At 60.6% G+C, this 20931-nt stretch carries 19 protein-coding genes; 9 read left to right on the forward strand and 10 right to left on the reverse strand.

Going from position 1 to position 20931, the window contains the following annotated elements:
* Positions 1-207: 207 nt before the first annotated feature.
* The 6 genes from JF616_06160 to urtA all read right to left on the reverse strand — a co-directional run bounded on the left by JF616_06160 (position 208) and on the right by urtA (position 7777).
* Positions 208-1761 carry an ammonium transporter gene (locus tag JF616_06160; protein MBW8887329.1) on the reverse strand — a complete coding sequence of 518 codons (1554 nt, stop codon included), beginning with the start codon at positions 1759-1761 and terminating at the stop codon, positions 208-210.
* A gap of 34 nt (positions 1762-1795) precedes the next feature.
* Complete coding sequence (urtE, locus tag JF616_06165; GenBank protein MBW8887330.1) at positions 1796-2557, reverse strand: urea ABC transporter ATP-binding subunit UrtE; 762 nt, start codon at positions 2555-2557, stop codon at positions 1796-1798.
* Positions 2550-3374 (reverse strand): urea ABC transporter ATP-binding protein UrtD, encoded by an 825-nt coding sequence (gene urtD / locus JF616_06170; protein ID MBW8887331.1) that lies wholly within the window; start codon positions 3372-3374, stop codon positions 2550-2552. The genes urtE and urtD overlap by 8 nt, the downstream gene beginning before the upstream one ends.
* Positions 3371-4534: an urea ABC transporter permease subunit UrtC gene (urtC, locus tag JF616_06175; GenBank protein MBW8887332.1), complete on the reverse strand. Its 1164-nt coding sequence runs from the start codon at positions 4532-4534 to the stop codon at positions 3371-3373. Before urtC ends, urtD begins: the two co-directional genes overlap by 4 nt.
* The gene (gene urtB, locus JF616_06180; protein MBW8887333.1) at positions 4521-6377 is read right to left on the reverse strand and encodes an urea ABC transporter permease subunit UrtB; all 1857 of its coding nucleotides are present in this window, start codon (positions 6375-6377) and stop codon (positions 4521-4523) included. The genes urtC and urtB overlap by 14 nt, the downstream gene beginning before the upstream one ends.
* Positions 6378-6469: 92 nt before the next feature.
* Positions 6470-7777 carry an urea ABC transporter substrate-binding protein gene (gene urtA, locus JF616_06185; GenBank protein MBW8887334.1) on the reverse strand — a complete coding sequence of 436 codons (1308 nt, stop codon included), beginning with the start codon at positions 7775-7777 and terminating at the stop codon, positions 6470-6472.
* A 213-nt stretch (positions 7778-7990) separates the two neighbouring features.
* Between urtA and JF616_06190 the strand changes: the two genes are divergently transcribed.
* From JF616_06190 to JF616_06220, 7 genes are all read left to right on the forward strand, one after another.
* On the forward strand, positions 7991-8836 hold the full coding sequence (locus JF616_06190; GenBank protein ID MBW8887335.1) for an urease accessory protein UreD: 846 nt from the start codon (positions 7991-7993) through the stop codon (positions 8834-8836).
* Positions 8837-9622 (forward strand): urease subunit beta, encoded by a 786-nt coding sequence (locus JF616_06195; protein ID MBW8887336.1) that lies wholly within the window; start codon positions 8837-8839, stop codon positions 9620-9622.
* Positions 9619-11334 carry an urease subunit alpha gene (gene ureC, locus JF616_06200; protein MBW8887337.1) on the forward strand — a complete coding sequence of 572 codons (1716 nt, stop codon included), beginning with the start codon at positions 9619-9621 and terminating at the stop codon, positions 11332-11334. Before JF616_06195 ends, ureC begins: the two co-directional genes overlap by 4 nt.
* Positions 11335-11338: 4 nt before the next feature.
* Complete coding sequence (locus JF616_06205) at positions 11339-12067, forward strand: hypothetical protein (GenBank protein MBW8887338.1); 729 nt, start codon at positions 11339-11341, stop codon at positions 12065-12067.
* A gap of 20 nt (positions 12068-12087) precedes the next feature.
* A complete protein-coding gene (gene ureG / locus JF616_06210; GenBank protein MBW8887339.1) occupies positions 12088-12897 on the forward strand; it encodes an urease accessory protein UreG in 810 nt (269 codons plus the stop codon).
* A gap of 490 nt (positions 12898-13387) precedes the next feature.
* Positions 13388-14398, forward strand: coding sequence for a hypothetical protein (locus JF616_06215; GenBank protein ID MBW8887340.1), 1011 nt, complete (start codon positions 13388-13390; stop codon positions 14396-14398).
* A 233-nt stretch (positions 14399-14631) separates the two neighbouring features.
* A complete protein-coding gene (locus tag JF616_06220) occupies positions 14632-14970 on the forward strand; it encodes a P-II family nitrogen regulator (protein MBW8887341.1) in 339 nt (112 codons plus the stop codon).
* Positions 14971-15029: 59 nt separating this feature from the next.
* Here JF616_06220 and JF616_06225 read toward each other — a convergent pair whose 3' ends face one another.
* Positions 15030-15629, reverse strand: coding sequence for a DUF4416 family protein (locus JF616_06225; protein ID MBW8887342.1), 600 nt, complete (start codon positions 15627-15629; stop codon positions 15030-15032).
* 142 nt (positions 15630-15771) lie between these two features.
* Between JF616_06225 and JF616_06230 the strand changes: the two genes are divergently transcribed.
* Positions 15772-16116: an STAS domain-containing protein gene (locus JF616_06230; protein MBW8887343.1), complete on the forward strand. Its 345-nt coding sequence runs from the start codon at positions 15772-15774 to the stop codon at positions 16114-16116.
* A 75-nt stretch (positions 16117-16191) separates the two neighbouring features.
* The gene (locus JF616_06235) at positions 16192-17319 is read left to right on the forward strand and encodes a hypothetical protein (GenBank protein MBW8887344.1); all 1128 of its coding nucleotides are present in this window, start codon (positions 16192-16194) and stop codon (positions 17317-17319) included.
* A 401-nt stretch (positions 17320-17720) separates the two neighbouring features.
* Here the strand turns inward: JF616_06235 and JF616_06240 are convergent, their stop codons facing one another.
* The 3 genes from JF616_06240 to JF616_06250 form a co-directional block, all read right to left on the reverse strand.
* Positions 17721-18659: a hypothetical protein gene (locus JF616_06240; GenBank protein MBW8887345.1), complete on the reverse strand. Its 939-nt coding sequence runs from the start codon at positions 18657-18659 to the stop codon at positions 17721-17723.
* A gap of 8 nt (positions 18660-18667) precedes the next feature.
* The gene (locus JF616_06245; protein ID MBW8887346.1) at positions 18668-19597 is read right to left on the reverse strand and encodes a hypothetical protein; all 930 of its coding nucleotides are present in this window, start codon (positions 19595-19597) and stop codon (positions 18668-18670) included.
* Positions 19598-19843: 246 nt separating this feature from the next.
* Positions 19844-20917 carry a WYL domain-containing protein gene (locus JF616_06250; GenBank protein MBW8887347.1) on the reverse strand — a complete coding sequence of 358 codons (1074 nt, stop codon included), beginning with the start codon at positions 20915-20917 and terminating at the stop codon, positions 19844-19846.
* Positions 20918-20931 lie beyond the last annotated feature (14 nt).

A 20931-nucleotide genomic window follows, 5' to 3' on the forward strand; every position in this document is an offset into this window, starting at 1 on the left:
CATTGGTCATGCCAAAGACGTAAATCGGCCTCTTTGGAGGCAAAATGGAAACCGGATTGGGATGGACGGTCAGATATGTCATCAATTGTCAATTCATATTGTCAATTGCGGGAATTGTAAATCCAGATTGTGACAATTCTGGTTTTATTGGGGAAAAGCCGGCCCAAAAAGGCCGGCTCGGGAATCAGCTGAACAATACCCCGAAAATCAGGCGAATGTCTTCTCGTTGGCGGGAGACGAATGGCCCATGGCTTCTTCGTAATGATATCCGGCTTCGCCATGCTCGGACAAGTCCAGTCCCTGGAACTCGGATTCGGCAGAGGGACGCAGACCGACCACGGCCTTGATGATATAGGCCAGGACGGCGGTGCCCACCATGGCCAGAAGCATGGTAATCCCGATGGCTTTGAGCTGTTCGATCCACAGGGTATGCCCGACTATGTCCTTGAGGTTGGTGGGGAGGTTGCCGTTCACGTCGGCGGTGGCCAGGATGCCGGTGAGGAAGGCGCCCATGGTGCCGCCCACGCCATGCACGCCGAAGGTATCGAGCGCATCATCGTACTTGAAGATGTTCTTGAGCCAGCTGCAGGCCAGGAAGGGCACGATGCCGGCGGCGATGCCGATGATGACCGCGCCGTTGGAGTTCACGAAGCCGGTGGCCGGGGTGATGACGACGAGGCCGGCCACGGCGCCCGAGCAGAAGCCGAGCACGGTGGGCTTGCCCTTGAAGATCCATTCCATCATCGGCCAAACGAAGGACGCGACGGCGGTGGCGAGGGTGGTGGTCATGAACGCGTTGGCGGCGATGCCGTCGGCGGCGACGGCGGACCCGGCGTTGAATCCGTACCAGCCGACCCACAGCATGCCCGTTCCGACCATGGTGAGGACCACGCTATGCGGCGCGAAGCTGCGTTGCCCGAAGCCCATGCGTTTCCCGAGGATGAGGCAGAGCACCAAGGCGGACCAGCCCGAGGACATATGCACCACGGTACCGCCGGCGAAATCGATGGCCTTGATCTTGGCGGCGGCGTTCCAAACGCCGTTCATCAGGCCGTCGGCGCCCCACACCATATGGGCCAGCGGGAAATAGACCACCAGCATCCAGCCGGTGCAGAACAGCATGATGGCGCTGTATTTCATGCGCTCGGCGACTGCGCCCACGATCAAGGCCGGGGTGATGATGGCGAACATCAATTGGTACATCGAGAAAACGTTCTGCGAGACCCAATACGAATAATTGGTGTTGGGAACGCTGGTAACGCCTTTCAGGAAAGCGAAGTGCAGTCCGCCGACTATGGGGGACCCGCTATCGAAGGTGAGGCTGTACCCGAAGGCCCACCAGAGCAAGGTGACCATTCCGGTGATCCCCAGGCATTGGGCGAGCACGGAAAGCACGTTCTTCGTCCTCACCAGACCACCATAAAACAGGGCCAGGCCCGGCAAGGTCATGAACAGGACCAGGGCGGAGCATATCATCATGAATCCGTTGTGGCCGGGGCCGGCGACGCCGGTCAGCTTCACGGGAGCCGCGTTGTTCATATAGGCGGCGAAATCCGGATCGGTGGGGGCCGAAGGCGCGGCGGTTGCCGGGGCAGCAGCCACCGGGGCCGCGGCCGGGGCGCTGGCGGAAGCCGATGCGGAGGCAGGGGGCGGTGTCGCCGCGGCGGGCTGATCGGCGAAGGCCGCGGCGGCGGCGGAAAGGCCCAGGGCGAGGGCCCAAGCGGCCAGGGTTTTCGGGTTGAGTAGCCTGAACGTTACCATACGGACTTCCTTGTTGGAGGTGGACGGACGGGATTCAGAAAGCCAGATGCTTTTTAACGCTGGCCTCGGTGAGGCCGGCGGTATCTCCTTCGAGCACGACGGTGCCCCGTTCCATGATGGAATAGCGATCGCCCAGGCGCCGCGCGAATTCCAGGTATTGTTCCACGAGCAGGATGGCGATCCCGCCTTTGGCCTTGAGGCCCATGAGCACGCGTTCGATGTCGTCGATGATGGAAGGCTGGATGCCCTCGGTGGGTTCGTCGAGCAAGAGCACCTTGGGTTTGCCCAGCAGGGCGCGGGCGATGGCCAGTTGCTGCTGCTGGCCGCCGGAGAGGTTTCCGCCCAGGCGCTTGCGCATGTCCTTGAGGAACGGGAACAACCCGTAGGCTTCGTCCTCGGGCAGGGATTTGCGCCCGTCGGGCCGGGCCTGCAGGCCCAGGAACAGATTCTCTTCGATGCTGAGCTTGGGGAATATTTCGCGGCCTTGCGGCACGTAAGCGACGCCGGACCGGGCCCGTTTCTCGGGCGGCAGCTTGTTCAGCGTCTTGCCTTCGAAGCGGATCTCGCCGCGGCGGGCGGGCAAAAGGCCCATGATGGCCTTCAGCAAGGTCGTCTTGCCGACCCCGTTGCGGCCCATCAGCGCGGTGATGGTGCCCGGGCGGAGAGACAGGTTCACTTCGCGTAGGACTTGGCTTTCGCCATAAAAAACGTCCAGGCCTTTCACCTCCAGGGCGGTGGTGGCTGATCTGGATGCGATGGCCGGCGCGGTAGCCGGGAGCAGGGCGGAGTCAGGCATGGGCCCCTCCCGTGACGGAACCTGCTCCTGCCATGGCGGCGTTCACCGGTTTAGCCGCGCGCTCGTTGCGGGTTCCGTGGGACCGGCCCAGATAACGTTCGATCACCTGCGGATCCTCCTGCACCTTCTCGATGGGCCCTTCCGTCAGGATCTTCCCTTCGCAGAGCACGGTCACCTGGCGGGCCAATTGCTTCACGAACTCCATGTCATGCTCGATGACGATGATGGAATGCTTCTCGGCCAACTCCGTCAGGAGGCGCCCCGTCTTCGCGGTCTCCTCGTCGGTCATGCCCGCAGCAGGCTCGTCGATGAGCAGCAGCTTGGGATCCTGCAGGATGAGCATGCCGATTTCCAGCCATTGCTTTTGCCCGTGGGAGAGGAAGGAGGCGTCCATTCCCAGGCAGTCGGCCAGGCCCACGGTCTCGGCCACTTCCTCGATGCGGTCATTCCCCTGCGGCGAGAGCTTGTAGAACAAGGAGCGCCAGACGCGGCGATCGGTCTTGAGGGCCAAGAGCAGATTGTCGAACACGGATAGGCTGCCGAATACGGAAGGCGTCTGGAACTTGCGGCCCACGCCCAGCTCCACGATCTGCTGTTCGTTGAGCTTGGTCAGATCCTTCCCGTCCATCTCGGCGCTACCGGATTGGGGTTTGGTCTTTCCGCAGAGCACGTCCATGAAGGTGGTTTTGCCCGCCCCGTTGGGCCCGATCACGACCCGCAATTCCTTTTCCTGTAGTTCGAAATAGGCGATGTCGAGGGCCTTGAATCCGTCGAAGGAGACCATTAAGTCTTCGACTTGCAGGATGCGCTTGCTCATCGGCCCTCCTGCGCCGCCGCGGCGATGGCGGTTTCCGATTCCGCCTCCGGGGCATGCGCGACCGATTTCCCGTTCGCGACTGCCGACGGCTTCCGTGCGGCGCGGGGAAAGCGCAGCTTGGCCAAGGCTCCCATGGCGCCTTGCGGGAAGAACAGCACCACGGTGATGAATAGGAATCCCAGGAAGTACAGCCAGGTGCCGGGGAACTTGCTGGTCAGCCAGGTGTAAGCGAGGCTGGTGCCGATGGCCCCCAGGATAGGGCCTCCCAAGGTTCCGCGTCCGCCCACGGCGACCCAAACGATCATTTCCAGGGAGCTTTTCACGTCCATGCGCCCCGGGGTGATGATGCCGGTTTGCGGCACGTAAAGGATGCCGCCGATTGCGGCCAAGAGCGCGGCCATGCAAAAGGCGAAGAGCTTATAGCGCGTAACCGGAAAGCCCGTGAAGCGTAGGCGATGCTCGCTGTCCCGGATGGCGACCAGCACCTTGCCGGCCTTGGAAGAGACCAGGTAGCGCGCCGCGAAGTAGGAGACGATCAGGGCCGCCGCGGTCAGCATGTATAGACCGCGCTTTACGCCGGGGCGCGCCAGTTCCAAACCCAGCAAGGTCTTGAAATCGGTGAGGCCGTTGGTGCCGCCCAGCATGGTTTCGTTGCGCAGGAAGATGAGCCACATGGCCAAGGCGAGGGCCTGGGTGATGATGGAGAGGTACACGCCCTTGATGCGGCTGCGGAAGGCGAAGAAGCCGAACAGCAGGGCGAAAAGCACCGGGACAGCCAAGGCCAGGGCCAAGGCGACCGGAAAGTGGCGGAAGGGTTCCCAGAAGAGCGGTAGCGATTTCACCTGGTTCCAGACCATGAAATCGGGTAGGGCGCTGCCGTACACGCTCTGGGTCCCGGTCTTGAGCAGCATATGCATGCCGATGCAATAACCCCCCAGGCAGAAGAAGAGGGCCTGGCAAAGCGAGAGAATGCCGGTATAGCCCCAAATCAGATCGATTCCGAGGGCGGCCAAGGCGAAACAAAAGTACCGGCCCAAGAGGTTGAGGTTGTTGTCGGAAACGATCCCCAAGGCGTTCAAGGACGGAACGGCGATCACGGCCAACGCCGACAATACCAAGGCCGTCCTCTCCCTTCGGAAGAAGGACTCAGAGGTCTTCATTGCGGCCTTTCGCGGGGAAGAGGCCCGAAGGGCGGTTCTGCAGGAAGAAAATCACGAGGCCCAGAAGCACGACCTTGGCGTATACGCTTTGCAGGAAAGGCTCCAGGAATTTGTTGAGCGATCCGATCCCGAGGCCGGCGATGACCGTGCCCGCCAGCTTGCCCACGCCGCCGGTGACCACCACCATGAAGGAGTCCACGATGTAATTCTGGCCCATGCCCGGATCCACGTTGCCGATCTGGGTCAGGGCGCAACCGGCCACGCCGGCGATCCCGGTCCCCACGCCGAAGGTGAGCATGTCCACCCGGCGGGTCGCGATCCCCAGGCATGCGCTCATGGATCGGTTCTGGGTCACCGCCCGGATCTTGGTCCCGAGGCTGGTTCGATAGAAAGCCCAACTGACCGCGCCTACGATGGCGATGGTCAGGAACATGATGAAGATGCGGTTGAAAGGCAGCACCACTTGCGGAAAGATTTCCCAACCCTTCGAGAGCAGCTTGGGCGTGGAAACCGCGGTGAGATCGCCGAACAGGCTGCGGGCCGACTGTACCAAGAGAAGGCTCAGGCCCCAAGTGGCCAAAAGGGTTTCCAAGGGGCGCCCATAGAGGCGCTTGATGATGGTGGCCTCCACGAACATCCCGATGCCGCCCGCAGCCAGGAAGGAAAGCGGCAAGGAGACCAGCAGGAACCAATCGAAAAAGGAAGGGGGAAGCCATTTCGCGAAGGCGTTCTGGATCAGATAGGTGGCGTACGCCCCGATCATCATGAACTCGCCATGGGCCATGTTGATGACTCCCATCAGGCCGAAAATGATGGCCAGGCCCAGGGCCATGAGGATGAGGATGGAGCCCAGGCTCAAACCGGTGAACAGATTCTGGACCACGCCGGTGAAGCTCTGGAAGGATTCGATGGCATGGATGGCCTTCTCCGCGGCCGCGCGCACGGACGGATCGGTTTCACTGCCGGGCAAGGCCGCGGCGCCCGCGGGTTCGGTCGACCCGGATCCGGCCGTCGGGGAGCTGGAAGCCACGGAGCCGCTCGCCGCTTCCGGAGCGGCTTGCACCAGGGCCTTCAATTCGGGCAGCACGTTGACGGAATGGATCTCGCCCAGCTTGGCCGCCGCGGCCGCGCGCACGGTCGCTTCCGGGGAATGCAGCCGGAGGCGCGCCAAGGCTTCTTCCATCAGATGGCGGACGCTTTGATTGGACTCGGCCAACAAGGCTTTTTCCAGAAGGCCAGCTTGCCCCGGATCCCCGGACTCGCCGATGGTCAAGGCCGCGGCCCTACGCTTAACCGCATCGCGGCTCTTAAGATCCATGGCGGTCAGCACGGGTTGGATGAGGTTGCGTACCTCGCGGTCGGTTTCGACCTCGGCCAGATCGGCCAACTTCGCGTAAACTGGCTTACCGTCGCCGCCTTGCAAGGAGACGGCGGGGTACGGCTTGATTAGGGGTACCCAGGTTTCCCCTTCGCGTTGCTCTTCGGCCCCGGCCATGACCAAGAGCGTATCGGAAGAGCCTGCGGCGGTGTAAGCGTAGACGTTACCCTTGAAGAGGTTTTGGAAAAGGGGCTGCAATCCCTCGTCGCCGACCGCCAGCAGGGCCTTGACGGTTTCGGTCCGGCGTTCGGTGTTGCGCAATAAGGTATCGAGAAGGGCAGGCACGGAGGCGTTAGCGGAGGATGGCTTAACGTCACCCGTTGACGCGCTTCGCAGGTCAACTTGGGCCGCGGCCGGCAGAGCCGCCGGCTCGGCGGGATTCCCAGGTGCTTCCGCCCGCGCACGGAGCGGGGCGGAAGCGAGAAGGACCGCTCCCAGCACGGGGAGCAGAGACGTGCGAAGCATTCGGTTCCCTTGCGCCCCGCCGGAAGCCGGCGGGGTACGGTTGAATGGGCCGGCCGCCGTTCGCGGCCCGCCCGGTTAGCGTAACTCCTAGGTTACTTGGGGGCCTTCACGTCGGCTTTGGTATAGGTGCCGTCGTGATCCACGTGATCGCAACCCTTATCCGGGCTGGTGTAGATGGACCAGGGCTCGGGGGCGACCAGGCCTTTCGACTTCCACACCACCTTGAACTGGCCGTCCTTCTTGATCTCGCCGATCAGGACGGGCTTGTGCAGATGGTGGTTGCGTTCGTCCATCTTGACCAAGCCGCCGGGGGCCTGGAAGGTCATCCCGTAAGCGGCCTTGCGGACGGCGTCCGGGGCGAAGGACTTGGCCTTGGCGGCGGCCTGGGCCCAGATGTTGACGCTGATGTAAGCGGCTTCCATCGGGTCGTCGGTCACGCGCTTGTCGCCGCCGGGCAGCTTATTCTTGACGGCGAAGGCCTTGAAGTTCTTCACGAAGGTCTGGTTCGAAGGCACCTTGACCGATTCGTAATAATTCCAGGCGGCCAAATGGCCGACGAGGTACTGGGTATCCATGGCGCGCAGTTCATCTTCGGCTACCGAGAAGGCCATGATGGGGCACATGGCCGAAGTCAGGCCCTGGTTGGCGAATTCCTTGTAGAAGGGCACGTTGGAATCGCCGTTGATGGTGGAGAGCACGGCGGCCTTACCGCCGGCGGCGAACTTCTTGATCTTGCCCACGATGGTCTGGTAATCCTGGTGATGGAACGGGGTGTATTCCTCCTCGATGTTGGCTGCGGGGACGCCCTTGGCCAGAAGGAAGGCGCGCAGGATCTTGTTGGCCGTACGCGGGAACACGTAATCGGTTCCGAGCAGGTAGAACTTCTTGTACTCTCCGCCGTCCTTGCTCATCAGATATTCGGCGGCGGGGATCAATTGCTGATTGGGGGTCGCGCCGGTGTAGAACACCGACTTGGAGCATTCCTCGCCTTCGTACTGGACGGGGTAGAACAGCAAAGCGTCATTGCTCTCGAACACCGGCAGCACCGACTTGCGCGAGACCGAGGTCCAGCAACCGAAGGTCACGGCCACCTTGTCCACGTTCACCAGCTGCTTGGCCTTTTCGGCGAACAAATCCCAGTCCGAGGCCGGATCCACGATCACCGGCTCGATCTTCTTTCCGTTCACGCCGCCCTTGGCGTTGATCTCATCGATGGCCATCATCACGACGTCCTTCAGGGACACTTCCGAGATGGCCATGGTGCCGCTGAGCGAGTGAAGGATGCCGACCTTGACGGTCTCATCCGCGGCGGACGCGTGGGTGAAGGCCGCCAGGCCTAGGGCCATCGCGGCGGCGCCGGCCTTTAGGGCGGTGAGAACAGGCTGCTTGGATCGATGCATGTTGGGATCTCCTCTCCGAGGGTGGTTGGAACGGGAGAATGCAAAAAGCAATTCAAATGCCATGGGTTGAGAAGGCCCGGGATTAATCCGATTCGCCAAGCGGACGCTATTCCGAAGCATTATTTGACAATTTTGGGCGCAGTCCCGGACAGATCCTTACAATTAGAATGGTTGTTATGAAATTGTCCAAAAAACAGCTGGAAGCGAAATTGCTTGAGGCGAATGGCAATGGTGGGCACGGAAACCGACTGGAACGTAATCGAAGTGGCAAATTCGGGAGGGGCTTCGCAGCTCAGCCGTTGCCTCGGATTGCCTCCGATCAAGTTCATCAATCCGCGGCCGCAAGGCGGTAGCTGTCAGGTCTATGTTTCCAACTACGGGGGCGGCCTGGTGGATGGCGATGCCATCCGCATGCGTGTGAAATGCAGCGAAGGCACCCGCCTCTACCTGGGAACCCAGGCGAGCACCAAGGTATATAAAGGCGCCCTTCGTGAAGGCAGCTCGCAAGAGACCCTAGGTACGGTGCATGCGAACGCCTTGGCCGTGGTCTGTCCCGATCCGGTGGTGCCCTTCGCGGACAGCCGATACCGCCAGACCCAGAGCTGGCAAGTCCATCCTCTCGGCGAGTTGATCGTGTTGGATTGGCTGCAACCGGGACGTTCCGCCCGCGGCGAGGTCTTCGCATACAGCTCTGTGCGCAGCGAACTCAGGATTACGCGGCCCGGAGGCGCGCCGGTCCTGGTCGAGCGCTTCTCCCTCGAACCGGACTCCCAAGATCCATTCCGGTGCGGCCGCTTCGGCGTATTCCGCTCCTTCCTGACCGCGGCCTTCATCGGCCCGCGGGCGACGGCCTTGGCCGATCGGCTGGAAGGCCCGTTGCTCGCCTTGAATCGGCCGGGTAAGGCTTGGATAGGCCTCGGCCGTAGGGAAGGCGTGGGCTGGTTGCTACGTGGGTTGGGGGCCGACCGGCGCGATCTGCAACCGGTCCAGGATCTCATATTCGCCGTCCTCGCGGAGGCGGCCTGGTTGGGCTTCAATCCTTGGCTAAGGAGGCATTAAGTGCGGCTATCGCCGAAAGACATCGAGAAGCTGGCCTTGCATGGCGCCGGTTTCCTGGCCCAGAAGCGCTTATGGCGCGGTCTGCGGCTGAATTATCCCGAAGCGGTCGCCCTCATCGCCACGCAATTGCTGGAATTCATCCGCGATGGGGAGACGGTGGCAGGGCTGATGGACAAGGGCAAGCAAATCCTGGGAACGACCCAGGTGTTGCCTCCCGTGCCCGGCATGATCGACGAGGTGCAAGTGGAAGGAACCTTTCCCGACGGCGTGAAGTTGGTAACCGTGCATCATCCCATCTGCACTCCCATAGGCGAATGGGCTTTATACGGTTCGGGATTGGAAGGCTTGCCGCCACCGAAGCAAGGCCCGATCGATCCGGGACATCCCGGGCACCATCCTCCGGTAAGCGAAGCCGCGCCGGGAGAATACCTTCTCGGCGAGGGGCACATCCCTCTCAATGCCGATCGCGAGGCGGTCGAGCTCGAAGTTACCAACCTCGGCGATCGCCCCATCCAGGTCGGGTCGCATTACCCCTTCTTCGAAACCAACGCCTCCTTGCGCTTCGATCGCGCCCGCGCGGTGGACCTGCGCCTGGACATCCCCAGCGGCACCGCTGTCCGCTTCGAGCCTGGTGAAACCAAGGTGGTGCGCCTGGTGCCATTGTCCGGAGAGCGCATCGTGTACGGGGGCAACGCCCTCATTTCCGGCTCGTTGGACGGGCCGAATCGCGACGCCGCCATCGCGCGCGCGCGGGACCTCGGTTTCGCGTCCCAGGAGGGAACATGAGCTTATCCGTTTCTCGTCGCGCCTACTCGGACATGTACGGGCCCACCGTGGGCGATCGCGTGCGCCTGGGCGATACCTCGCTGCTGATCGAAGTGGAAAAGGACTTCACCGTCTACGGCGAAGAGTGCAAGTTCGGCGGCGGGAAGACCCTGCGCGATGGCCAGGGCCAAGCCGCGGGCGTTCCCCAGGCGATCGCCCTGGACACCGTCATCACCAACGCCCTCATCCTCGATTACACCGGCGTCTATAAGGCGGATATCGGCCTCAAGGACGGGCGCATCAGGGCCATCGGAAAGGCCGGAAACCCGCATGTCATGCCCGGCGTGCATCCCGATCTCATCGTGGGGCCCACCACGGAAGTGATCGCGGGCGAAGGCATGATCGCCACCGCGGGCGGCATCGATTCGCATATCCATTTCATTTGCCCGCAGCAGATCGGCGAAGCCTTGGCTTCCGGAATCACCACCATGTTGGGCGGGGGCACGGGGCCTGCCACGGGAACCTGCGCGACCACGTGTACGCCTGGCGCGGCCTACCTGGAAATGATGTTGCGAGCCACAGATGCCTATCCCTTGAACTTCGGCTTCCTGGGCAAGGGAAATTCCTCGCTGCCCGCGGGGCTGGTCGAGCAGATCGAAGGCGGCGCCATCGGCCTCAAGCTCCATGAAGATTGGGGCACGACCCCGGCGACCATCGACGCCTGCCTGGCCATCGCCGATGAGCATGATATCCAAGTGGCGATCCATACCGATACCCTCAACGAATCCGGTTTCGTGGAAGCGACCATCGCCGCGTTCAAGGGGCGCGTCATCCATAGTTTCCATACCGAAGGCGCGGGCGGCGGGCACGCGCCGGACATCATCAAGGTCTGTAGTTTGCCCAACGTCCTGCCCAGCTCGACCAATCCCACCCGCCCCTTCACGGTCAACACCTTGGCCGAACATCTGGACATGCTGATGGTTTGCCACCATCTGGACAAGAACATCCCCGAGGACGTGGCCTTCGCCGAAAGCCGCATCCGGGGCGAAACCATCGCCGCCGAGGATATCCTCCATGATCTGGGGGCCATCTCCATGATGTCGTCGGATTCGCAGGCCATGGGCCGCGTGGGCGAAGTCATCACCCGGACCTGGCAGACCGCCCACAAGATGAAGACCCAACGCGGGGCCTTGCCCGGAGAGACGCTGGCGGGGGCCGACAATCTGAGGGCGCGTCGTTACATCGCCAAGTACACCATCAATCCCGCGGTGGCCCACGGCATTTCCGAAGAGGTCGGCTCCCTGGAGATCGGCAAGCTGGCGGACATCGTACTCTGGAAACCCGCCTTCTTCGGATCGCGTCCGGAAATGGTGATCAAGGGAGGCTATATCGCCCAAGCCCAGATGGGCGATCCCAACGCCTCCATCCCCACGCCCCAGCCCTACCACTCACGCCCCATGTTCGGGGCCATGGGAGGCGCGGTGGGCCTGACCTCCCTCGCTTTCGTCTCGCAGGCATCTTTGCGCCGCGTGCGCGATACCTACGGCCTGTCCAAGAACGTGGTCGCGGTGAAGGGTTGCCGGAACATTTCCAAGGCGGATATGCGCCTTAACTCCGCCACGCCCCGTATCGAGGTCGATCCCGAGACCTACGTTGTCGAAGCGGACGGCGAGATCCTGGCTTGCGAGCCCGCGAAGTCCCTCCCCCTGGCGCAACTCTATTCCTTTTTCTAAAACCATGTCCCTGCTCGATCTGCTGCAACTGTCCGACTCCAGCTTCCCCGCGGGAGGCTTCGCCTTCAGCGGAGGGCTGGAGAGCATGGCAAAGATGGGGTATCTGAAGACCTGGGAGGATTTCCGGGAGTACCTCGGGTGCTGCCTGGAGCAACTCATCTCCGCGGAAATGCCGTTCCTGTTTTCCGCCTTCGCCAGCGCAGCTCCGCCGGGCGCTACCGCAACCCAGCCGTACCGACCCGGGACGGAAATCGCTGCGGAAGACTTCGCCGCGGTCGCGCGCGAATGGGACGCCTGGGTTTTCCTTCCCGCCTCCCGCCGGGCCAGCCTTTCCCAGGGACAAGCCTGGACGCGCGCCATGGAAGCCGCCTATGACCTTCCCGGAATGATCGCCATCCGCCCTTGGTTCGACGCGCGCGGCATCCCCTTGCATTTCCTGATGGCCTTCGCTGCGGCGTTGCGCGTCGCCCGCTTCACCCTATCCGAGGCCCGGTCCCTGCTTCTGCACATGGCCCTACGCGATCAATTGGGCGCCGCGGTGCGCCTTGGCCTGGTCGGATCCCTGCAAGCCCAGCGTCTTCACCGCGAACATATTTCCATAGGCGAATCCTTGTTGGCCGCCCGCTCCGCCCGTATCCAGGACGGTTATGCCCGCGCCGAGAGGACCGCGCCGATGATCGAATTGGCCCAGGCCAGCCATCCCCGCTTATACTCGAAACTATTCCAAAGTTGACGTAAGCCGAAGGAGTCCGCATGAAGATACTGCGCGTTCACGATGGGCTCGGGCATGGCCCCGAGGGTCATACGCACGGGCCCGGCGCCCATACCCATGAGCCAGGCTCTCATGGACATAGCCATGAGCCATTCGAGTCCCCGGGAGAATACCGCCTACGCGAACTGGCCCTTCCCGATCGCGACTACAAGCGGCGCAGCTTCACGATCGGCATCGGGGGGCCGGTAGGCTCCGGAAAGACCGCCCTTACCCTGGCCCTGTGCCGCCACCTGCGCGAAACCTATAGCCTCGGTGTGGTAACCAACGACATATTCACCCGGGAGGACGGCGAGTTCCTGATCCGCAACCAGGCGCTTCCCCAGGAACGCATCCTGGCCGTGGAAACCGGGGGATGCCCGCACGCGGCCATACGCGAGGACGTTTCCTTGAACGTGGCCGCCCTGGAGCAGTTGATGGATCGCTTCCAAGGCGGGATCGATCTGCTTTTCGTGGAAAGCGGCGGCGACAACCTGGCGGCCCATTTCGGCCGCGAGCTGGCCGATTACACCATCTATGTGATCGACGTATCGGGAGGAGATAAGATTCCGCGCAAAGGCGGGCCTGGCATCACCCAGAGCGATTTGCTGGTAATCAACAAGACCGATCTGGCCACCCAGGTGGGAGCCGATCTCGAGATCATGCGCCGGGATTCCCTGAAAATGCGGGGCGATGGACCCTTCCTATTCGCCCAAGTGAAGAACGGCCAAGCCGTGGCCGAGATAGCGGATCATATCCTGCGCGCCTGGAAAGGCGCGGTTACCCAACCCAATCACAAGGAGGCTCATTCATGAAGAGGATTCTTAAAATCGGAATTTCCGTTCTCGCCTTGGCGGCGGCTTGCTCTGCCCATCCCGGGCATGACTGGCAGACGTACGGCTTGTTTTGGAAACATCCTGGCCAAGTCCATCAAGACGTCGCAGCGGACAACCAGATTTGGCGATACGCTTTCGTCTCCGTTTATTCATGGACGGGATCCCGATAGTCCGGGCATGGAAATTCATAGTTACTGATTACTGCCTTAGATGACAAAATGGATCCTATCTATCGTTCCGAATGTATTCATGACAATAATCTCGGAGAGAAAGCTTTTCTGTCATCAACTGGGAAACAGGAGTTAGTTTTGTTAGGAATTGATAACGATGTCAGATCCCGGAACGGCATTTCATGCTCGTTTCAGAGGGAACGGGCCATATACGGCCTGTTTCCTGGTTCTGGCATAGAGATTGATTAACGATTGTAATGTCCTCCTTCCGGTCCGGGAAGGAATAAAGAGGAGTAAGAATGATTGAGAGTAAGAAACTTCCGCTCGCCTTGACGGTTCTCGGCTTCGGGGCCATGGTGGCGTCGGCCGATATCAAGGTCAACGACAACTTTTCCCTGAGCGGATTCGTCGACATGTCCGCCAACGGCGCGAAGTTGAGTTCCGTCAATGGCAATGATGTTACCGGCAGCGCGGGTGATGCAACCTTGAACGGAAGCCTGGATCAATACGAAATGGACTTCTTCTACAAGTTCGGGTTCTTCTCGGCCCGCGCGGATATCAACAGCCTCTCCGGCGGCGCCAGCGGCATTTTCACCGAGCAAGCTTTCATCACGGCGACCTTGACCCAGGAATTGAGCCTGGGCATGGGCCGTTTCCTCAGCACCTCGGGATTCGAAGCCGCCGAGCCGACCGGACTCTATCAATACTCGACCTCCAAGCAGACCGGCGGCATTTATGGCGGCTATCAGAACGGCATCAACATCGCCTACACCACGCCGAAGTTCGGCCTGTATGGCGCCGTGGTTTCGGATGTCTGGAATCCCAGTGAAACCGAACTCCTGAATTCCCCCGGCTTCGAGGGCCAGATTTCGGTGATGCCCGTGGCAGGCGTGACCATCAAGGCCACCCAGCTCTGGCAGATGCGCGACAAGGACGCCGCCACCACTCTTGGTGATGACGGCCAGGGCCTGACAAACATCTGGGCCTCCTATGCCGTGGGCAAGTTGACGGCCGCGGCCGAATTCAACCTGCTCGAGAGCTGGCTCGTTGGTACGCAGAACGATTTGTCCGGCATGGGTTGGCTCGCCATGGTGAACTTCAAGGCGACCGATAAGGTGGGCTTGACCCTGCGCTACAGCGCCCTTACCATCGATGACAAGAACTCCGCTACCGACGACATGGGCAGCGAAGTCACCTTCAGCCCCAGCTTCCAGGTCAGCCCCAATTGGCTGGTCTTGGCTGAAATCCGCGAAGACTTCGGCAACCTCGAAGCTACCAGCTACGCGGCCGAATCCACCTTCTCCTTCTGATGACATTTCGGCCTCCGGTTAACACCGGGGGCCGAATCGCATCTTAAGTGTCAACTATTGTCACCTGTTCCGATTGAATTGTCTTAAAACACAAGTACACTGATGGCTCTGTCGAACAAAAAACTGCAAACTCGAGGGATTTTGACCAACTCGCAATCAATGTGTTAACTGGCACAGGGATTGATGGGAACTAGATTGCTATTCGTCCATCGGAGGCATAAGGAGACTCTCAAATGAAGATGATCGTTGCTTACATCAAACCGTTCAAGCTGGATGAGGTCAAGGCCGCTGTCCAAGAAATGGGCGTCACCGGCATGTCCGTTACCGAAGTGAAGGGATTCGGCCGCCAGAAGGGCCATACCGAACTTTACCGCGGCAGCGAGTACCATACCGACTTCATCCCCAAGGTGAAGCTGGAAATGGTGGTGGCCGACGAACTCGTCCAGAAAGCGGTCGCCGCTATCGCCGAGAAGGGCCGCACGGGCAAGATCGGCGACGGAAAGATCTTCGTCCTCGGCGTGGAAAGCGCGCTGCGCATTCGTACCGGTGAAACCGGCAACGAAGTGCTCTGACCCGCATCCCTTAGCCTCCAGATGCGTTCCCCTCGGCCCGGTCCGGGGGGAACTCTTCCTCAACCCGGATCTGAACCGCTAATCCCTTCCCCGTTTCCGTCGTCGTAGGCCTTCCTCGCTGAATAGGGCCGCCCCTCATGATGCATTTGATAGGCCAGCTTGGCGCGGGCTCGTAGGAAGTATCCTAGGTACTCTTGGCTCCGGTAATCTCGGTAGGTCCATGCGAACGGTTGGAAAAGGCCGTTCTCGAAGAAGAGCGTGGGCTCTACAAAGATTCCATCCCGCACGTACACGCGATGCCGTTGGTCCTTGGTGGTCGCCAGGAAGAATTGCCCTAATGTCATGTACCCGGGGTCGAGGTTTACGCGACGCATGGCGCCCACCGCGGTTTCCGATTCCGCTTCATTCGTCCATCGCTTGATCGCGACGATGTCTTCGCGAGGAATCAACTTCTCATAGGACACGAATGCGCGCCAGGGATTCGCCCCAAGCTCATCTTCATAATAACGGGTCCAAACGAATGGGATGGGGGATAGGACCTCCTCTTCCGGTCCAAAGCGCTGGACCAGCTTTGCCCGCATAGATGTCAGAATGCCGGTTTCGCCGGCTAAAAGCCCAATTACCAATTTCACGGGGAGCGGCGGCTTATAGGAACCCATAGCCGCTCCGTGGGTTGGGGAAATCCGCCCAATTATGATAAATTTGCAAATCCATACCGGAATATTTATTCTGGGGGCCGGCGCCGGGGCGGCGCGTGATCAGGTAAAGGTAGAAAGCTGGGGGCGGAAGATCCGGATTGGCATGGCCAGGAACGTTTTCTCGTGCAGGAATTTCGTGAAGAAGGGGCACTCGGTGGTCGAAATCACCGGTGATCTGACTTTCGAAACCGTGGATGCCCTGCGCAACGAGTTCGCCAATCTTCGTATGCAAAAACCGGACAAGGTCATCCTCGATTGCACGAGCGTAACCATGCTCTCCAGCGTCGGATTGGGAGAGTTCTCGAAGCTCATCAAGTGGGGTCTGGACAACCAATGCCAATTCAAGATAGTTTGCCAGGCGGGCCATGTGGTCGAGGTCCTGGAGATCGCCGGCATCACGGATATGATCCCTCTCCTCCCTACCATCGACATCGCCCTGAACCGCTGAACACCCGGCTATAACTAACGACGAAAATTCCCATGCGAATGGGAGCGGCGCTCGCTTCGAAAGGCGGAAGGCATAGTGACGAACAAGACCATCATCCAGGCAGCCGAGGCCATCGCGGAACGCAAGGCCGCCATCGCGGGGAAGAAATTCCTGGTGGGTTTCGACGGCTTCGTGGACGAGATCATCCATCCGGTAGCAACCCGCCAGAACAAGGTCGAATTCAAGCGCATCGCGACCATCGCCGAATTCGCCGAGCGCATCGCTTCGGCCGCGGGCAAGTCCGCCAATATCGAGCTGGTCCCGATGGTCGAGAAGGCCGGCGGCAACGGCCCCCTGATGGCTATGGCCGCCGCGGGCATGGGCGCCCAGGTGACCTGTATCGGGATGCTGGGCTATCCCGACCTGCATCCGGTATTCAAGCCTTTGCAAAATATCTGCACCAAGGTGATTTCGGTGGGCATCCCCGGCCATACCGATGCCTTGGAATTCAATGACGGCAAACTGATGTTCGGGAAGCTGCACACCATCAAGGACATGTGCTGGTCGCGCCTGTTGGAAGTGGTCGGGGACGCGCCTTTGCGCGAGCTCCTCTTCAATTCGGATATGGTGGCCTGCACGAACTGGACCATGCTCACCGAGATGGGCGAGATCCTCGACAACATCATCCGCCTGGTGCCGAAGGGCTGCCAGGTGAAATTCTTTTTCGACCTGGCCGATCCGGAGAAGCGTTCCCGCGGGGACATGGAGAGGGTGCTGGGGCAGATTTCGACCTTGGCCGGGAAGACCGGGGTTATCCTGGGGCTGAACCAGCGTGAAGCCGAACAGGTAAGCGATGTGCTGGGCCTGAAGGAGAAGCCCGAGGAGTCGCCGCTCGGAAACGAAGCCGCGGCGCGGCGCATTCGCGAGCGCATGGGCTTGCACGGCGTGGTGGTGCACGCGGTCCGCTACGCGGGGGCGGCGGTGGGCGGACTCTCGGCCGGCATCGAGGGGCCTTATTGCCCCAGCCCGAAACTTTCGACGGGAGCGGGCGATCATTTCAACGGCGGATTCTGCGCCGGCATCATGGCCGATCTTCCCGTTGCGCAAGCGCTCTACAGCGGCGTCGGCGCTTCGGGCTGGTACGTGCGGAACGCCAAGAGCCCTGGCTTGGACGACGTGGTCGGGCTCTTGAAGCAATGGGGCGAGGGCGTCCTTAAGGATTAAGGCGAGCCTACCGCGCCCGGGAGCGGAGCTGGGCCTTATCGCGGTAAAGAGGTAGCCAGCCGCCCGGAAATGTCGCGGCAGCCCGAGCCTTCCGAAGAAATGAAAATCCCTCTCGAAGAGAGCTCCAACCCCTTCCAGGACCCCATTTTTCCCGCACGGACAGGGAGTCGGGCCACGCACCCGAGGCCCGCCGCATTTTCTGCCAGAACACGATCGCCGGAGTTCAACGCCGTTTTTCCGGCCGAATCCGAATAAAGATTTGTTCCCGGAAATCCGTAGCTCGGGCCTCCCAGGATTTTCAAGCGCATAGTGTTCGAGGACAAAGGGAATTCATTCGCATACGTTCAATACATTGCGCGCTCCCGCGAAACGATTGTCTATTTGCGTTGGGGGATCTTGGTTTAAGGGAGCCCTTGGCTCGGGAATGATCGGATTTGGCGCCCGATCAGGTCTCTGATTCCGGCGCTTCCCATGCTAAGGAAAGAAGGTCCGTTGCGGGTGAGGCGAACGATGTCCGGGATTTCCAGATTTTCCGGGGTCTTAAGGCGGAGCGCGACTGGCATGATGAAGACTGAGTCCGGATAAACCGTACCCACCGTAACGCCGCCCCGCGAATATCCCTGCAATTGGTATTCGATTTGGGATTCGAAAACCATCGCTGTCATCCGCACCAGTCCCAATCCGGGCGCATAGACGGCCCATTCCTGACCGGAGCTGGCGACTTTCAAGACGGAATCCGTATAAAGGTTCCTAGTAGCGGCCCCTTGCGGGGCTCCGAAGATTTTCAGTCGCGTAGCGCTATCCGCGAGAGGAAAGGATCCCCGATCCCCGACGGTTATCCGTACGCGGGTGAACTCGTTATTTCCGGATAAGCCTGAATATTGGCCGTCCGTACCGGCAAATTGGGACCCTGAGGTGGGAAGCTTGGCGACCCGATCCTTGCAGGTGTTCAACGCCCTTCGCGCGGTGCTATCCGTGATTTCCCAAATCCCGTTGATATTGCCGTATCCCGTTGAGGTAATGGCGGGCCCACCATATGGGGAAGCGGAGTAATAAGATACCCGGGTCCGTTCTTCAATACCATATCGGAATCCGCCTGCGATCGCCTCTCGGGAAACGATCCGGTATTTCTCCTCAGTGGCGGTTGACGATGAGCCATTGCCGTTAGAACCGTGCATCTCCGTGACTTGGAAAACGTCATCAACCTGGAAATCGTAAATCTCGAGGAAGGTCGGGCCGCAGGAGTCCGTAACGCCGGACGACGGGGACCCGGCGACCGCTACCGAGGCGAGCATGGAGATGGATGCGAACAGCCGGAAAACCAAATATTGGATTTTCATGATCGCCCCTATCGGAAAGATGCAACCTTATACGATGAACGGATCGGGAAGGATTGGGCTCGGCGTCCGAGCGGATCGCGTAATCCGGATTTCCCGGCGGAAAATAGGAACGGGTCGATTTCGCTAGGGCGGTAAGGATCCGGGTGGGTCATTCCTTCTGGACTCGGCGCGCGAATAGCAACCGTCACACCGAACGCGCTATCCGATTCGACCTTTCCATGGGTCACGCCGTTCCGGATGTAACCCGTCATGCTCATCTTGGGGCTGCTTTCGAATTCGGCATTCTCCGAGTGGACTATCCCCAGCCCGGCGGCGTATACCTCTAGGTAGGTTAAGGGCCCATTCTCGATCGGTCCTTGTTCACCGAGCAGGATATTACCGGCTGAATCAACATAGAGGTTATTGTTCGGGTATTGGCTGGTTATCGGGGCCCCGAAATATTTCAAGCGCGTGGTGTCGGTTAGAAAGCGGATATCGAAGGTATCCCCGATCGCGATATGGACCCGGGTATAGTAACCGGTGGCCCGCGGGGGGCCTGGCGGAAATGAACCGTAAAGCATCTTGGCGACCTGATCTTCGCATGCATTCAAGCTGGGCTTAGCGAGGCTATCCGTGAAGAGCCAGGTTCCGTTGAACGAACCGAATTGCTGGTTGTTAGCGGGGGTAAACGACCAGGACCTGATCAGACCCCTGACCTGATAACGATATCCATCGGGATGGGCATCTTTGGAGAGGATGGTATACTTCCTATCGTCACCTGCGTATTGGCCATTTCCACCTCCTGCATCCCAACGGGATCTGGAATACTGGAAGACATCCCCGACCTGAAAGTCATAGATGTCGAGATAGGACGGGCCGCAGGAATCCGCGGCGGCAGACAGGGCATTCGGACCAGCCGCGTTAGCCATCGGCGCGATGGAACCGATGCCGATGAGCAAGGCCGGGATCAGATTCGCTAGGCGCATGGGTTTCTCCTGTCCCACCTGGAATCCGGATAAAATTAGCAAGCGGCATGCCTGCGAATGCAAAGCGGAAACCGGTCGGATTTCCGCGGTTTCTTCTAGCTGGGGTAATTACGCGAGGCTTTTAACGGTCAGTTCAGGACCAGCGCCGTTTTTCCGCTTGGAAGATGAGGACCATGCCAAGGGATCCGATGCGTAAGCAAAGGCCGTTAAAGCCCGCTTTTAGGCGCGCGGATCCACCTCCGCCAACGCACGACGTAACCTCTCCGCTACCTCTTTCCGCAGGCTATCCGGTTTCATCGGCACCAGGTCCGGGGCCAGCGACAGGACCCAGTTCACGAAATCGGGCTTAACCACAAGCTTGACCTCGAAGAAGGATTCGTTGCCCTTCGAGAATACCTTCCCCGGCGGATTGAAATGGCTTTCGGACAAATACTTTTCCAGCCACTTGGCCTTCAGCGCCAACAATACGACATCGGGCGTTTCATTCGGTTGGCGGGCCCATTGGCCGAAGGTGTATTTGTATTGCTCGGCGGGATCGAATGCGGCGCGGACGAAAGATTCCTGGGTGGCCACGCAGCGGCGGATGCGCTTGACCGAGAGGCTTTTGAAGGGGCCTTTGTTCCCGTCCTGCCTGCCGACCAGGTAGAGGGTGCCCACGCGCAGCGATAGCACATACGGGTAGAACAGGAAGCCGTCCTTATCGGCGGCGTATCCGGAATAGGTGAGCTTCACCGCCTTGCGATCCGCGATGGCCGCTTCCAGGCTTTTCAAGATATTCGGGAGGGGATTGGCCTCGGCGAAGGGGCCGTGATCGATATGATAGATGCCCTCGGCGGGTTGGGCGGCTTCGGCTCGCGGGCTTTCGCGATCCTCCAGCCATGCGGTCACCTGGCGGATCAAGGGCGCGTGCTTGGGATTGCCGCCGGCATGCAATTCGGCGGAAAGCTTTTTCAAAGCGGGGATGAGATGGATGGGCGTTTTGTCGTTGGATGGGATGCGGTAGAGGCTGCGGCGGCCGGCGCCGCCCTTTTCCTGTTCCAGGGCATAACCCATGCGGCGCAGATCCGAGAGGTAGCGCTTGACGGTGCGCAGGTCCACGCCCAGCGCGGCGGAGATCTGATCGACGTGCATGCCCCCCGCATGCCCGCGCAGCAATTCGACGAGATGGTGGACCTTGGCGGTCTTATGGGTGGGGGGCGGAAGCGGCGCCCTTCGGAGCGGGTGCGGCTCCCGGGGCGGCAGCGGTTCCCGCCTAGGCGGGAGCTTACCGGCGGAAGAAGGGGAGGCTCGCATTCGTGTCCTCCTGT

This window comes from Fibrobacterota bacterium, from assembly GCA_019509785.1.
Taxonomy (GTDB): Bacteria; Fibrobacterota; Fibrobacteria; order UBA11236; family UBA11236; genus Chersky-265.